The organism is Nocardia sp. NPDC051750, assembly GCF_044453135.1.
In the GTDB taxonomy this organism is placed as follows: domain Bacteria; phylum Actinomycetota; class Actinomycetes; order Mycobacteriales; family Mycobacteriaceae; genus Nocardia.
Genome location: NZ_JBITCK010000006.1, coordinates 479,958 through 494,047, shown reverse-complemented (window position 1 = coordinate 494,047; position 14,090 = coordinate 479,958). Strand labels below are relative to the sequence as shown.

Sequence of the window (14,090 nt, the reverse complement as noted above, 5' to 3'; positions counted from 1 at the left end):
GAAGTCGATATCGGTCATATTGCCGGTCTTGCCGGGCCCGGCCGAAGCCGGCTATTTGAGCATCGGGTTCTCGACGATGTGGCGTACCAGCGCACCGAACTCGGCTGGATCTCCGAGTCGAGACGGATGCGGGACCTGTGCACCGAGGGATTATCTGATGTCTTCCGGCAACGTTTGACGCGTTTTACGGCTTTGTTGGCGTCGAAGGCCGTGCCGGTCCGACGCGAACTGTGTCGGCCGGGATAATGGTGGGTGCGATACAACCTCCGACGCTGTCGACCGGAGGGCTGAATCGGCGCCTCGGAACCGCATGACCACGCTGAACAAGCGTTCCGATCGGCAACCTGTGATCGGAAGGGCGGTGGTATGCGGGGAACGAAACAGCTGGAGCGGGCGGCGGCGCGGGCTCGAGAGCTACCCGGCGCGAGTCTGGAGCATCCGTTCGGTCCGGACTGGGACGTTTTCAAAGTCCGTGGAAAGGTCTTCATGTTGCTCACGCAGGTGACGGGCGAGCCCATGGTGACGGTGAAGGCCGAGCCGGGTGAGGCGAAGGCGTTGCGGGAGTCCTACGAGCACATCACGCCGGGCTATCACATGAACAAGCTGCATTGGATCACTTTGACCCCGGGCGATGACATCGACGCGGCGCTGGTCGACGATCTGGTGACGGAATCGTATCTGCTGGTGGTGGAAAAGCTTCCGAAGGTCCAGCGGCCGGTGGACCCGAACCGATTCGCACGGGGCGAACCATGAGCATTCCAGACTCCGAGAGGCAAACGGAAACCGGCGGCCGGGCGGTTCGCAGGCAGGTATCCCGTCTCCACTGACCCGCGCGGGGCCTGAGGTCAACGCATGGCGACGCGGATGTTTTGACCTGCTGGAATTCGTGTAGTCCTTCGAGTCCGCCGGCGTGGCCGGTGCCGCTCTGTTTGTACCCGCCGTACGGGCTCGGCGGAGAAAGGTCACTGTTCCTGTTGATCCAGACGGATCCGGCGGCGAGTCGGCGGGCGACCCGGTGCGCACGGGTCAGGTCACGGGTCTGGACGTAGGCGTTGAGTCCGTAATCGGTGTCGTTGGCCAGAGCGACGGCTTGTTCTTCGTCGGAGAATCGGAGTACCGAGACGACCGGGCCGAACGTTTCGATTCGAGCGAGCGGTGACCGGTTGTCTACGGCGTCGAAGACGGTGGGTTCGATGTAGTAGCCGGCGGCGAGGTCGCCACCGACGCGACGACCTCCGGTGACGAGTTCTCCCGTCCTGTCGGTGACAGCGCGGTCGATGGTGTTCAGTATCCGGTCGGTGGCGGCTCGGCTGACCACGGGACCGACCAGGGTCAGCGGGTCGAACGGGTCGCCGACGGTGGCGGAAGTGACGACGGTGAGGAACTTCTCCATGAACCGTGGAGCCATTCGCCCGCGATGAGCAGGCCGGTGGGCAGAGTCTCCGGTGGGATCGGGGTGGCGGGGCTGGAGGTCATGGCGGTCTCTGTCGTCGGTGTGGTCAGCGGATCATGAATCCCGCGTCCAGGGGCCATTGGACGCCGGTGATGAATTTCGCTTCGTCGGAGACGAGGTAGGCGACGGCGCCCGCGATGTCCTCCGGCCCGAGCATCTGCAGGGGGAGGGCGTTCTGCATTCCGGAGATCGAGTTCTGGCCGCCGGCGGCGGCCTGTTCCATCAGTTCGCGCATCGCGTCGTTGAGGGTCATCCCGCTGGCGACACCGGTCGGGTGGATGGTGTTCACGCGGATCCATTCGGGTGCGAGGTAGCCGGCGAGTCCCTGCATCAGTGCGACGACACCGCGTTTGGCGGCGGCGTAGGCGTTGCCGCTGGCGTTGAGTGAGGGGGAGGCCTTGAGCCCGGCGGTGGAGCTGGTGATGACGATCGACCCGCCGCGGCCACCTTCGCGCAGGGCCGGGAGCGCGGCGCGGATCGTGTGGTAGACGCCGGTGAGGTTGGTATCGATGACATCGTTCCAGTCGGCGAGGAAATCGTCGGATTCGGGGCCCATCCGGATGATGCCGGCATTGGCGACGATGATGTCGAGACGGCCGAAGTGCTCGTATCCGTCCTGGAAGGCCGCGCTCAGTGCGTCGTAGTCGCGGACGTCGGCCTTGCGGGCGATCATGGTTCGGCCCAGATCACGGACCATCTTCTCGGTTTCGGCGAGATCGGCTTCGCTCGCATTGGGGTAGGTCATCGAGTCGACGTTCGCGCAGATATCGATACCGATGATATCGGCGCCTTCGCGGGCGAGGCGTACGGCGTGGGCGCGGCCTTGGCCGCGACCGGCTCCGGTGATGAACGCGACGCGTCCGTCCAGTCCTGACATGGTGGTGTTTCCTTTCTCAGTGACCCAGCCGGGCCCAGGCGGTTTCGGCCGTGGAATGCAGGGCCTCGCCTTTGGCGAAACCGGAGTAGGCCGCGAGTTGCAGGACCACCTCGTCCATCTCGGCCTTGGTGATATCGCCGGATTCCAGTGCGGAGCCGACATGGGAGGCCAGCGGCAGCGCGGAATCGCAGACGGCGACGGAGGCGACGGTGATGAACCGGCGATCACGCCGGCTCAGCCCGGGCCGCTGCCAGACGTGGCCGAAGACGAAGTTCAGGATTCCGGCGTGGATGTAGGGGGTTTCCGGCGTGGGGGCGGGAATCAGGTTGACGTCGATGAATTCGCGGGTGCCTTCCGCGATTCGTTCGGTCCAATCGGTCGAGCCCAGGCTGGCATTGTCCGGCGGCCGGATCGCGGCATCGAGTCCCCGTTCGCTCTGCACCCGGGCCCATTGCCGGCGGATGACGCCTTCCAGGTGCGACGCCTTGGGCCAGCCGTTGTAGACCGCGAAATGCAGGACGAATTCCAGCATCTCGTCGATGGTCATGTCGTCGCTGTTGAGGGCGGCGAAGACCTGGTCCTCGATCGGCTGCGGTGCGTCCGCCGCGCCGACACAGGTCAGGGTGACCCAGCGCCGTTCGCGCCGCGGCAACCCGGGACGCGACCACACCTGATCGATGACGAAATCGTGGGCCGCGCGTTGGAAAGGGGTGCCCGCTTCGGGTGGTTCGACGGTCATCACGGACCGGTAGCTCCCCATAGTGTCTACCTAACTACTTAAAAGTAATGTGAGTGATCTGACATTAAGGCGTATGCCTTAGAAAGTCCAGGGGGTGGTTTGATGAACCCATGACCGAGTCGGCACCCCCCGTTGGCCTCTCCGCCAAGCAGCAGCTTGTGCTCACCGCGGAACGGCTCTACGCGATACACGGCCTCGACGGAGTACCGCTGCGCCGGATCGGTGACGAAGCCGGCATGGGCAACAAATCGGCGGTGCAGTACCACTTCGGGTCCAAACAGGGCCTGATCGAGGCGATCCTGCTTAACCGCGTCGAGGATCTGACACGGCGCCGCCGGCTGCTGGAGGCCCGGGTTCCGGCGGGTGATCTGCGGCGCGTCGTCGAAGCCCACCAGTTGCCGCTGATGGAACTGGCCGAGGACGACAACTGCTACTACCTGTCGTTCCTCCAGCAGCTCGTGCGGGAGACGCACCCGCTGGACAAACTGCCCGCCACCCACCGCGACTCCGAACGCGCCTACTACGCCCGCGTCGGGGCTCTGATCGAGCATGTTCCCCAGCCCTTGCGGGATATCCGCATTCATCAGGCGTCGGCGATCTGCCTGCATATCTGCGCGGATCGGCACAGTATGCGCCGGATGGGGTCGGTGGTCGCGCCGTTCGCGGTGCATGTCGGCCAACTGCTCGACACCCTGGTGGCCCAGCTTGCGACACCGCCGTCGGCCGAGACGCTGGCCGCAGTGGAAACCTCCGGGCTCGAACGACCCACGCTGCGTACCCTCCCGTAACGGCACTGTGGCCGCGCCGAGTCACCTTCGCTCGACGAAATACATTGAGCGGCCATGCGTTCCGGGCAGCCGGGCAGCCGGGCAGCCGGGCAGCCGGGCAGCCGGGCAGCCGGGCAGCCGGGCAGCCGGGCAGGGGCCGGCCGCATCCTGTGGTGGGACGGCTTCCTGCCGGGGATCGCCGTCGGGAGTTCAGGCGACGGCGAAAGTGATGTGGAGGTCGCGCAAACCGCGCAGGAGGAATGTCGGCTCGTATTCGAAATGGTGCGTGGCGCCGTGTGCGCTCTCGTCGATCGCGATATCGCGCATCCGGTCGAGCATCCGATTGAGGGTGACCTGACCCTCCACCCGGGCCAGCGGCGCTCCGGCGCAGGTGTGGATACCGCGGCCGAAGGCGATGTGCTCGCGGGCATTTCGGCGGTCGAGCCGGAATTCGCCGGGCTCGTCGAATTTGCGGGGATCGCGGTTGGCGGCGCCGATGCAGAGCATGATCACGGTGCCGGCGGGAATATCGACACCGCCGAGGGAGGTGGACCGGCGGGCGAGCCGGAAGTCGACCTTGGTCGGGCTTTCGATCCGCAGCGCTTCCTCCATGAAGTTGCCGACGAGACCACGGTCGGCGCGGAGCCGTTCCTGGAGATCCGGCCGCTCGGCCAGCACCCGTACCGCGGAACTGAGCAGTTTCGTCACCGTTTCCTGACCGGCCGCGAAGAGGAATGTCGCGGGGCGTACGACGTCGATGATCTCGGGCAGTGTGCCGTCCGGGTAGTGAGTGGTCGCCAGGGTGCCGAGGACATCGGTGCGGGGGGTGCGGCGGCGATCGGCGATATAGGCGCTGAACGTCTCGTCCAGCCATTCCAGTGGATTGCGGCCGACCGGTTCGTGGTCCAGGGCGCCCGGGCGCCGGCCGGACCGGTCGTCGCCGGCCAGGGTCTCGCGGAACCGCTCCCGGTCGGCTTCGGGTACGCCGAGCAGGTCGGTGATCACCAAGGTGGCGAACGGTTTCGCGTAGTCGCCGAGGAATTCGCACCGTCCGGCGTCCAGGAATTCGTCGAGCTGGCGGTCGACCTGCCGCCACATATAGTCCTCGTTCTCCTTCAGCCGTTTCGGGGTGAGCAGGCGATTGAGCAGGGACCGCGCGCGAGTGTGATCTGGCGGGTCCATGGTCACCATGTGCTCGAAGATCGGGAACAGATGGCGGTGTGCGGCGATCTGGGCGGAGATATCGTCACCGGCCGGCTCGAACGGCAGCGGCGGGAACGGGCCGCCGATGGAGATGCACGCCGAGAAGTCCGCGGTGTTGCGGAAGGCTTCGTTGGCCTCCTCGTAGCCGGTCACCGCGACAACCCCGTAATGGGGTTCCCGGAGTACCGGGTTCCGGCTGCGCAGCCGGTCGAGGTACTCGTAGGGGTCCTGGGCGATGGCTTCGTCGGAGAAGAAATCCCGTGCGGCAAGGTCGGTCATCGGCTCGCGGCCTTTCGATGCAGGTCCGCGCGATGACGCCGCCGGACCGTTCGCTGTCTCGTCGATCCGCCCGAGGTGGACGTTCGCCGCCCTCCTCGAAAGTTGATCGATCGATAAAATGTTAGAGTGCACCATGGTTACCATGTGGCATTTCGGGCAGTCAAGGATTGCGGCCCCCTTCGCGAAGGGGCCGGTCGGCCGCGAATTCGGGCGGTGCCACTGAATGCCTACGAAGCGTGCCACCAAAGCCGACGGCACCGGGACCAGGCTGCGGCTGATGGAGGCGACCGCTCAGATCATCCGTGAGGAGGGGTACGCCGCGGCGACCTCACGGCGGGTCGCGGCCGTGGCCGGGGTGAAATCGACCCTGGTGTACTACTACTTCCCGACGATGGACGACCTGTTCGTCGCGGTAATGCGTGCCGGAGGCGACAAGGTGCTGGACCGGATGCGGCAGGCGCTCACCGCCGACGATCCGCTGCAGGTGTTGTGGGAGATCAACACCGATGCCCGGTTCACCCAGCTGAACACCGAGTTCATGGCGTTGGCCAATCATCGCAAGGCGGTGGGAGCGGAGCTGAAGGTGTTCGCCGAACGTGTCCGCGATATCGAAACCGCCGCGGTCACCCTCGTCCTGCGCTCGTGCGGGGTCGACCTCTCCCAGTTCCCGCCCGTCGTTGTATCGATGTTGCTCACCGGCGCGGCCCGGATCCTCTGCAACGAGGGCGCTGTGGGTATGCGCCAAGGGCACGACGAACTGCGTGATTTCGTGGAGGACCTGATGAGCCGGTATCGGCCGCCGGTCGCGACCGCCGGAGGCGCCCGCCACCCTGAATAGCCGGTTCGTCGTTGACAGTTCCCGCCGCCGGTGTCACAGTTTTATCGATCGATCAAATCTTGGTCGATCTCCGCGGCCACCGGTTCTGCGTGGTGGCCGTTCGGCAGTGACGATATCGCCCCGTCGACACCGGAAGATCTGGCCGAGACCGCCGATCTGGTCAAGAATCACGGCCGGCGGATCGTGACCGAACAGGTCGACGTCCGCGACTACGACGCCCTGAAAACCGCACTCGACAACGGGGTGGAACAGCTCGGTCGCCTCGATGTCATCGTTGCGAACGCCGGTATCGGCAACGGTGGCGAAACCCTGGACAAGACCAGCGAACCCGACTGGCAGACCATGATCGATATCAACCTCTCCGGGGTCTGGAAAACGGTGAAAGCCGGTGTGCCCCACCTGTTGACCGTCGGCGGGGGGTCGATCGTCCTGACCAGCTCGGTCGGCGGTCTGAAGGCCTACCCGAACACCGGTCACTACATCGCCGCCAAACACGGAGTCGTCGGCTTGATGCGCAGTTTCGCCGTGGAGTTGGGCCAGCATTTCATCAGGGTGAACTCGGTGCTGCCCACCAATGTCAACACTCCGATGTTCATGAACGAAGGAACGATGAAACTGTTCCGGCCGGACCTGGAGAACCCCGGCCCCGACGACTTCGCCCCCGTTGCCCAGCTCATGCACGTCCTGCCGGTGGGCTGGGTGGAACCGGTGGACATCAGCAACGCGGTACTGTTCCTCGCTTCCGACGAAGCCCGCTACATCACCGGACTTCCACTACCGGTCGACGCGGGAAGTCTCCTGAAGTAGCGAGCCGTGGCCCTGTTGCCGGGCAGTTGCGCGGGGGTGTGGCGACGCCGGCCACTGCTGTCGGCGTCGCGACGCCGAGGTGAAAACGGCGAGACACCTCGTGTGTTTCGCAGGTGCACGTGAGTTTGCGTTACCATCGGTAATTAGGGTTACCTACCCTAATTGTCGAGAGGTGGGTGCGGTGGAGTCGATCAAGGCCGGGATCTGGGAACGGTCACAGGGCCGGCGGTTGTTGTCGCTCGAGTTGTTCGTCGCGGGGATCGAGCCCTTGACCCCGGGTTACACCCGCGTCGTCCTCGAAGGACCGGATCTGGACGAATATCACGACCCGCATCCGGCCGACGCGTTCAAACTCATGCTGCCACCTGCGCGGGATTCCGCGGTGGCAACACCGGTGCGCGGCGAGTCCGGGATTCCGGAATGGCCCGCCGATACCGTGCAGCCGGTGCTCCGTGCCTTTACCGTCCGCGCATTCGATCCGCGGGCACGCCGATTGACCATGGATGTGGCCCGGCACGACCACGGCGTGGGAATCGACTGGCTCACCGCCGCGCGCCCCGGTGACCCGGTATCGCTGTCCGGGATGCGACCCGAATGGGCGGTCGGTGCCGGAATCCGCGACCATGTGCTGATCGGCGACGGCACCGCACTCCCGGCCATCTCCGCCATCCTCGACGGTCTCGCCCCGGACCGTGCCGTATCGGTCTACGTCGCCACTCCGCATCCTGCCGATATCGAACTCGTTCCGGCGCATCCGAATCTGACACTGCACCACCTCGCCGATATCACCCGGACCCTGGACCACACCCCCGACTCGATAGCCGGCGGTCGCCGCACCCAAGTCTGGATCGCTGCCGAGGCGGCCCAGGTTCGCGATATCCGTGCGCATGCCGTCGGTGTATGGGGAGTCGACCGCTCCGACCTCCTCGCCCGGGCCTACTGGAAACGCGGGATCACCAGCACCGAGAACGATTCCGTGAACCTGATCGCCTACCGGCATGCTGCCACTACCGGTGCCGATATCCGCGATCCGGCATTGGCCGAGTCCATCGACCTGGGCGACGCCGGTCATGATCTCGTGCTCGGGTCCCGGGCGGTTTCGCGCTGACCTCGGCGGCGATGACCCCGGGCCCGGCGGGGAGGTCTCGCACGGCGCGCCGGCGACCGCCATCTCGACGTTGTGTCAGCAGGCGGGCCAGGCCACCGCTTCGGCCCCACGATCGGTTGCGGGGCCGCCTTCTGCTGTCACCCAGGAGCCTCATGTCCGAGGCGAGTAGGTCTAGCAGGCCCTGCAAGTGCCCGATTTCGATCGTTGCCGTTCTGTGCCGTCGATATCATCGCCCACCGCCGGCCCGGGGTCACTCGCAGTCACGAGAGGTGCTGGTGCTCAGGCGCTTTCGCGGGTGACGATCCGGTAGCCGACGTCTACGGTGGCCGACTCGATCGCGGTACCGGCCAACCGGGCCAGCAGCAGTTCGGCGGCCTTGGTGCCGATTGTGCCGACATCGACGCTCACTGTCGTGAGGGCCGGGTTGAGATGCCGGGACATCTCGAAATCGCCGAACCCGGTGATGGCCAGGCGATCCGGCACGGCGATCCCACGGCGCTGTGCCGCGAGAACGGCGCCGGTGGCGAGGACATCGGTGGCGAACATGATCGCTGTCGCTTCCGGGAAGCGTTCCAGGGCAGCGTCGAGCAGGTCGACACCGGTGTCCATCGAGATATCGCGGTCCGGCAGGTCGACGATGCGGACGGGTTCGTCCGGTAGCAGTTCGCCCACAGCGCGGGTGAATCCGTCGCGGCGCCGGATGGCACGGGCGTCGCCGGAGCCGAAGCATCGGCCGGCTCCCATCAGCAGGTCGTTCGACGGAAGTGAATGGTCGGCGCCCTGTTCGCTCCTGATCAACCGCCGAGACGCGATTGCTCGTTGTCGACGACAACGTCGGGATCGTAGGCCGCGGCATATCCGATCTGCCGGCCGATTCGGGTCAGCAGCTGCCGGGTCAGGTCGGGGTCGTCGGCGGTATCCCGGTCGGTGTAGTCGCCCAAGGTATGAATACGGGTAAATCCTGCCGCGCCCCACCGGTTCGGGGGCAGGGTGCTCCGACCGGCAACAGCGACTATCGGAACGGGATATGAGCGGCGGGCAACCACCGTGGGTAGTTTGCCGTTCGGTGTCTGCTCGTCGATACTTCCCTCCCCGGTGACCACCAGGTCGCAACCGGGTAGATGGCGATCGAACCCGAGCAGATCGAGGAAGTAGTCGGCGCCCGAGACAATTTCGGCGCCGAGGAGTAGCGCGGCGAAGCCGATTCCACCCGCGCTACCCGCTCCGGCCGCCGCCGCGGCCGTCGTCGCCTCCGGGTAGCCGCTGCGGGCGAACGCTTGGACGAGGTTGTTCAGCCCGGCCTCGAGAAACCGGACCTCTTCGTCGGTGGCCCCCTTCTGTGGCCCGTACACCGCCGCCGCACCGTGCGGTCCGAGCAGGGGGTTGGTGACATCGCCGGCGACCACGATCTCGACGCCCGTGAGCTTCACGGCCCGCGACGAGTCGACCGTATGGACTCGCCCCAGAGAGCGTCCGCACCCGCGTAGTCGCCTTCCGCTCGCATCGGCGAAGGTGTAGCCGAGGGCTGCCAGCAGTCCCATTCCGCCGTCGGTGCCGGCGCTGCCGCCGAGGGCGAGGACCAATCGGCGCGGCCGAAATCGCATCGCTTGTGAGATTGCCTGTCCCATACCGAGGCTGCTCGCGTCCAACGGCAGCGGGCGACCGCTCGGCAGGGTGGTGAGGCCGCAGGTGTTGGCGACCTCGACCACCGCGGTGCCGGGGGAGACGGCGATCCGCCCGTAGCTCGGGGTTCCGGCCGCCCCCGCCACCGTCACCGGATGCGGAACGAACCCCGCCGCGACCGCGGCGTCGACGCTTCCGTCACCGCCGTCGGCCAGCGGCATCCGGTAACTGTCGACCCCCGCCATCGCCAAACCTTCCGCCAGCCGGTCGGCCACCTCGGATGCGGAGAGACTTCCCTTGAACTTGTCCGGGGCAACCAGAACCTTCACGCGGTCGTCTTCCTGTCAGCGAGTGGGCGGGGGATCGAATATCAGTCCGCGTGCGCCGCCGAGCCGAGCAGCTCCCGGACCCGGTTGGCGACCCTGATGAACTCCGGCTGCTCCATCGTCGTGGCGTACTCCCGGTGCGCGGGCAGGTCCACGTCGAGCAGTTCGACGATCCGGCCCGGCCGCGGGCTCATCACGACCACCCGGTTGGCGAGGTAGACGGCCTCGGCCACCGAATGGGTGACCAGCAGGACCGTCGTGCCCGTTTCCCGCCAGATACGGTGCAGCTCGATATTCATCCGTTCCCGGGTGAGCGCGTCCAGTGCGCCGAACGGCTCGTCCATCAGCAGCACTTCCGGTTCGTGCAACAGGGCCCGGCACAGCGAAACCCGTTGCTGCATACCGCCGGAGAGTTCGTGCGGCAGGGCGTTCTCGAATCCGGTGAGCCCGGTCATCTCGATGAGGCGCGCGCATTCGGCTTCGGCCGCCCGTTTGTTCATGCCGCGCATCTCGGCCTGGAGCAGGATGTTTTTGCGGACGGTCCGCCATTCCAGCAGTGCCGCGCGCTGGAATACGTAGCCGATATTGCGCTGTGGCCCGCGTACGGGGGCGCCGCCGAGTTCGACGCTGCCCCCGCTCGGATCGGTGAGGCCGGCGACGACCTTCAGCAGCGTCGATTTGCCGCAGCCGGACGGGCCCACGATCGAGACGAATTCGCCTCGGCGGACCTGGAGTCCTACCTCGTGGAGCGCGGTGACCTCGCCGCGTTTGGACGAGAACCGTACGCTCAGATCGGCTACCGCGACGGCGGTGTCGGTGCGGGCGAGAGTGTCGGTGGGTGTGCTCATATCGTCACCTGTTCCGGTCAGGGCTTGCCGGTGGGGGCGAACGTCGACTCCCAGTACTTGGCCGGGTCCTCGGCTTTGTCGAGGAGTCCGGCACCGCTGAGGACATCGACGGTGGCGCGCCAATCGGCTTCGGAATTGGTGCCCGGCGCCTTACCGGCGGTCTCCGGGGTGCTGAGGAGCGGGATGGTCTGCTGCCACTGCTCGAGCAGCACCGCCTGCGGCGGCAGTTGCGGATCCTTGCCTTCCATCGCCGCGACCGCGGCCTCGGGTTTCGCAACCGCGGCGGCGAAGGCCTCGCTGGTCGCATCCACCATGGCCTGTACCAGCTCGGGCGAGGATTCGATGGTGGCCTGGTTCGCGATCAGGCCGTTGCTGAAGAAGCTCAGGCCCTGATCGGAATACCGCAGATAGCGGACCTCTTTTCCGCTCTTGTTCGCGATGGTGGGGCCCTGGTCGTGCGCGAATCCGATGAGCCCGTCGACGCGACCCGAGAGCATCGCCGACATCTTGCCCGCGGAGTCGAGGCTCTGCTGGGTCACCTGATCCGCCGGAACACCCGCTTTGTCGAGATAGACCGGGAAGGTGGTGGTCGGTGCGTCGCCGGCGGAGACGGCAATGGTCTTACCGGCCAGATCTGCCGGCGTCCGGATATTCGAATCGGCGAATACCTGCACTGCCGACGGCGTGGTCTGGAGGAAGACGCCGACGCTCTTGATCTTGACGCCCTTGTCGATATTGCTGAGGACTGCCGGGGTATCGGCCCAGCCGAAATCGGTCTGCTTCGAACCGGTGGCCTGCGCGGTCTTGGTGGAGCCCTGGCCGGCCGAAATCGTCAGATCTATGCCGTGTTTGGCGAAAATGCCCTCTTGCACGCCGTAGTAGAAGGGAGCGTGCTCACCATAGGGGTACCAGTTGAGCATCAGCGATACCGCGGTGGTCTCCCCGTCGGTGCCGGGGTCCTTCGCTTGGCTACCTCCGCCCCCGCAGCCGGTCAATACCAGGAGCGAGGCGGCCGCGGCGGCGGCGATCGTCGTGAGTGTACGAGTTCGGAATTTCATGCGAGTTCTCCAGCTGTGGCACTGATAGGGGTGTTCGACAGGCTCATACCGCGCCGACGGCCGAAGCCGTGGAGCGGCGCGAGGCGTGCCAGGGAATGAGGAACTGTTCGGCGATTTCGATGATCGCGAACAGGATGATGCCCAGCATGGACATGATGATCAGGGCGGCGAACAGCATCGCGGTGTCGATATTGCCGTTGGCTTGCAGAATCACGTAGCCGAGCCCTTCGTTCGCGCCGACGAATTCACCGACGACAGCGCCGGTGACCGCGAGGGTGGCGGCGATTTTGAGTCCGGACATCAACTGCGGCAGTGATGCCGGAAACCGCACCTTCACGAACGTCTTCCAGTTGCTCGCGCCCATCGTGGAGGTGAGCTCGAGTATTTCGGGATCGACCGAGCGCAGCCCGGCCATACCGGCGATGACGATCGGGAAGAAGGCCATCAGTACGGCCACGAGGATCTTGGGACTGGTGCCGAACCCGAGCCAGACGATGAACAGCGGCGCGATCGCGATCTTGGGGATGACCTGAGCGAAGAGGATGAGCGGGTACATCGTGCGCTCGACGCCGCGGGAGTAGATCATCACCAGCGCGACGGCTTCGCCGATCAGCGCGGCGATAACGAAGCCGACCACCGTTTCGTAGGTGGTGACCCAGGTGTTCTGGAGCAGATATGCCGAGTTGTCGGCCGCGGTGCGCCAGGTATCCGCCGGCGACGGCAGAATGTATGGCTCGACGAGTTCGAACTCGGTGACGGCCCACCAGGCGACGATGAGCACCGCCACCAGGGCGAGCGGCCGCCATACGGTCGACCACAGGGTGGATAGGGATGGGAGTTTCCGGCGCCGAGTGCGAACGGGTTGCGTCGCTTTCGGTGCGGAGGAACCGGCCTCGACGGACGTGACTACCGCCATCTGGAGTCCTAAAGCTAGTAGTGGAGCGGGGTTCGCACTACACCCGCCGGGAATGCGCTTTCCGACGCTGGGTCCGAGGCTAGTGTGATCGGGCGCACAGTGTCAAGGGTTTCGGGTTGTCCCAGGTCAGGCTCGTCGCAAAATGCTGCTGTCGCGCAGGATCACGTGGCCGGGCACGAACTCGTGGGCATGCGAGGCTGTCGCCGAGTCGTCGAGTGCGAGCGTGACGGCCCGTTCGCCGATCTCGACCAGCGACAGTGCCACCGTGGACAGGCTGGGCACATGGTCGCGCAGCGTCGGGATATCGTCGAACCCGGCGACGCAGACATCATCGGGCACCGTGAGGCCGAGTTCACGCCATGCCGCGATCGCGCCGATCGCCATCACATCGCTGACGGCGAAAACGCAGGGCGCGATGCCGCCGGCCTGTCCGGGCTGCAGATCCAGCGCGGCGGCGAGGCGGCGAGCGGCGCTGAAACCACCGTCGCGGGAGAAATCGCCCGCGATCTCCACCAGCGGTGTCACTCCCTGCGTCGCGAGAGCTTCGGCGAAGCCGTTGCGCCGGTCGACAGCGGTCCTGATATTGCCCGGACCGCCGATCACGGCGAAATCCCGGTGTCCCTGCTCGAGCAGGGCATGCGCCAGTTGAGCAGAGGCCGCATGGTTCTCGGGTTCCACGGCGGCGCCGAACGGCAGCGGTTGCCCGATGACGACCACCTTGCCGTTGTTGTCCAGATACCGCGCACAGTCCTTCTCGAGATCGCGGTCGAGATCCCCGCTCTGGCGCGAACCCGCCAGGATGATCGCATCGGCGCGGTGTGAGATGAAGGTGCTCACGGCTTCGCGTTCGATATCGAAATCGCGTTGCGTACTGGACAGCAGGACGAGTTTGCCGGCTCGGCGCGCCGCCGCCTGGACGCCCTGCACGATCGAGGAGAAGTAGGGGTCGGCGATATCGTGCACGACGAGTCCGATGAGTCCGGTCGAGGATCGCGCGAGGGCCTGGGCCTGGGCATTTGCCACATATCCCAATTCGGCGGCGGCGGCGCGAACCCGGTCGGCGACGCCTTCGCCGGGCACGCGGGACGAGCCGTTGAGCACCCGGGACGCGGTCGCCTGGGAGACGCCCGCCCGGGTCGCGACATCTTGCAATCTCACAGCCGCCATGGCTTCGTGCCTCGTTCTCTCGTGCGCGTGGGGTTGACCGGACTTCGGGACTAGCATAGCTTGGAAAGCGCATTCCGACGC

At 66.1% G+C, this 14,090-nt stretch carries 13 protein-coding genes and 3 pseudogenes; 5 read left to right on the top strand and 11 right to left on the bottom strand.

Annotated features, from left to right (window positions below):
* Window positions 1-51 precede the first annotated feature (51 nt).
* Window positions 52-150, bottom strand: a pseudogene (locus tag ACIA75_RS27095) (3-hydroxyacyl-CoA dehydrogenase); the annotation flags it as partial.
* A gap of 216 nt (window positions 151-366) precedes the next feature.
* Between ACIA75_RS27095 and ACIA75_RS27090 the strand changes: the two are divergent.
* On the top strand, window positions 367-753 hold the full coding sequence (locus tag ACIA75_RS27090) for an MmcQ/YjbR family DNA-binding protein (protein ID WP_397108782.1): 387 nt from the start codon (window positions 367-369) through the stop codon (window positions 751-753).
* A 115-nt stretch (window positions 754-868) separates the two neighbouring features.
* On the opposite strand, the pseudogene ACIA75_RS27085 reads toward ACIA75_RS27090, so the two are convergent.
* From ACIA75_RS27085 to ACIA75_RS27075, 3 genes and pseudogenes are all read right to left on the bottom strand, one after another.
* Window positions 869-1,396 (bottom strand): annotated as a pseudogene (locus ACIA75_RS27085) (aldehyde dehydrogenase family protein); the annotation flags it as partial.
* A 103-nt stretch (window positions 1,397-1,499) separates the two neighbouring features.
* Window positions 1,500-2,330: a mycofactocin-coupled SDR family oxidoreductase gene (locus ACIA75_RS27080; RefSeq protein ID WP_397108780.1), complete on the bottom strand. Its 831-nt coding sequence runs from the start codon at window positions 2,328-2,330 to the stop codon at window positions 1,500-1,502.
* Between the two features lie 16 nt (window positions 2,331-2,346).
* Window positions 2,347-3,069 (bottom strand): carboxymuconolactone decarboxylase family protein, encoded by a 723-nt coding sequence (locus tag ACIA75_RS27075; protein ID WP_397108778.1) that lies wholly within the window; start codon window positions 3,067-3,069, stop codon window positions 2,347-2,349.
* Between the two features lie 110 nt (window positions 3,070-3,179).
* On the opposite strand from ACIA75_RS27075, the gene ACIA75_RS27070 reads away from it, so the two are divergent.
* Window positions 3,180-3,857: a TetR/AcrR family transcriptional regulator gene (locus tag ACIA75_RS27070; RefSeq protein ID WP_397108776.1), complete on the top strand. Its 678-nt coding sequence runs from the start codon at window positions 3,180-3,182 to the stop codon at window positions 3,855-3,857.
* A gap of 189 nt (window positions 3,858-4,046) precedes the next feature.
* Here the strand turns inward: ACIA75_RS27070 and ACIA75_RS27065 are convergent, their stop codons facing one another.
* Window positions 4,047-5,318, bottom strand: a complete 1,272-nt coding sequence (locus ACIA75_RS27065; RefSeq protein WP_397108774.1) for a cytochrome P450 — start codon at window positions 5,316-5,318, stop codon at window positions 4,047-4,049.
* Window positions 5,319-5,541: 223 nt separating this feature from the next.
* Between ACIA75_RS27065 and ACIA75_RS27060 the strand changes: the two genes are divergently transcribed.
* From ACIA75_RS27060 to ACIA75_RS27050, 3 genes and pseudogenes are all read left to right on the top strand, one after another.
* The gene (locus ACIA75_RS27060) at window positions 5,542-6,156 is read left to right on the top strand and encodes a TetR/AcrR family transcriptional regulator (protein WP_397108772.1); all 615 of its coding nucleotides are present in this window, start codon (window positions 5,542-5,544) and stop codon (window positions 6,154-6,156) included.
* Window positions 6,157-6,261: 105 nt separating this feature from the next.
* Window positions 6,262-6,963: pseudogene (locus ACIA75_RS27055) on the top strand (mycofactocin-coupled SDR family oxidoreductase); the annotation flags it as partial.
* A 181-nt stretch (window positions 6,964-7,144) separates the two neighbouring features.
* Window positions 7,145-8,071, top strand: coding sequence for a siderophore-interacting protein (locus tag ACIA75_RS27050; RefSeq protein WP_397108770.1), 927 nt, complete (start codon window positions 7,145-7,147; stop codon window positions 8,069-8,071).
* A gap of 279 nt (window positions 8,072-8,350) precedes the next feature.
* On the opposite strand, the gene ACIA75_RS27045 is transcribed toward ACIA75_RS27050, so the two are convergent.
* The 6 genes from ACIA75_RS27045 to ACIA75_RS27020 all read right to left on the bottom strand — a co-directional run bounded on the left by ACIA75_RS27045 (window position 8,351) and on the right by ACIA75_RS27020 (window position 14,009).
* A complete protein-coding gene (locus ACIA75_RS27045; protein WP_397108768.1) occupies window positions 8,351-8,869 on the bottom strand; it encodes a substrate-binding domain-containing protein in 519 nt (172 codons plus the stop codon).
* Window positions 8,866-10,023, bottom strand: a complete 1,158-nt coding sequence (locus ACIA75_RS27040) for a glycerate kinase (protein ID WP_397108766.1) — start codon at window positions 10,021-10,023, stop codon at window positions 8,866-8,868. The genes ACIA75_RS27045 and ACIA75_RS27040 overlap by 4 nt, the downstream gene beginning before the upstream one ends.
* Window positions 10,024-10,064: 41 nt before the next feature.
* Window positions 10,065-10,868 (bottom strand): ABC transporter ATP-binding protein, encoded by an 804-nt coding sequence (locus ACIA75_RS27035; RefSeq protein WP_397108764.1) that lies wholly within the window; start codon window positions 10,866-10,868, stop codon window positions 10,065-10,067.
* A gap of 17 nt (window positions 10,869-10,885) precedes the next feature.
* Complete coding sequence (locus tag ACIA75_RS27030) at window positions 10,886-11,926, bottom strand: ABC transporter substrate-binding protein (RefSeq protein WP_397108762.1); 1,041 nt, start codon at window positions 11,924-11,926, stop codon at window positions 10,886-10,888.
* A 43-nt stretch (window positions 11,927-11,969) separates the two neighbouring features.
* A complete protein-coding gene (locus ACIA75_RS27025; RefSeq protein ID WP_397108760.1) occupies window positions 11,970-12,842 on the bottom strand; it encodes an ABC transporter permease in 873 nt (290 codons plus the stop codon).
* A gap of 126 nt (window positions 12,843-12,968) precedes the next feature.
* Window positions 12,969-14,009 (bottom strand): LacI family DNA-binding transcriptional regulator, encoded by a 1,041-nt coding sequence (locus ACIA75_RS27020; RefSeq protein WP_397108758.1) that lies wholly within the window; start codon window positions 14,007-14,009, stop codon window positions 12,969-12,971.
* Between the last annotated feature and the right edge of the window lie 81 nt (window positions 14,010-14,090).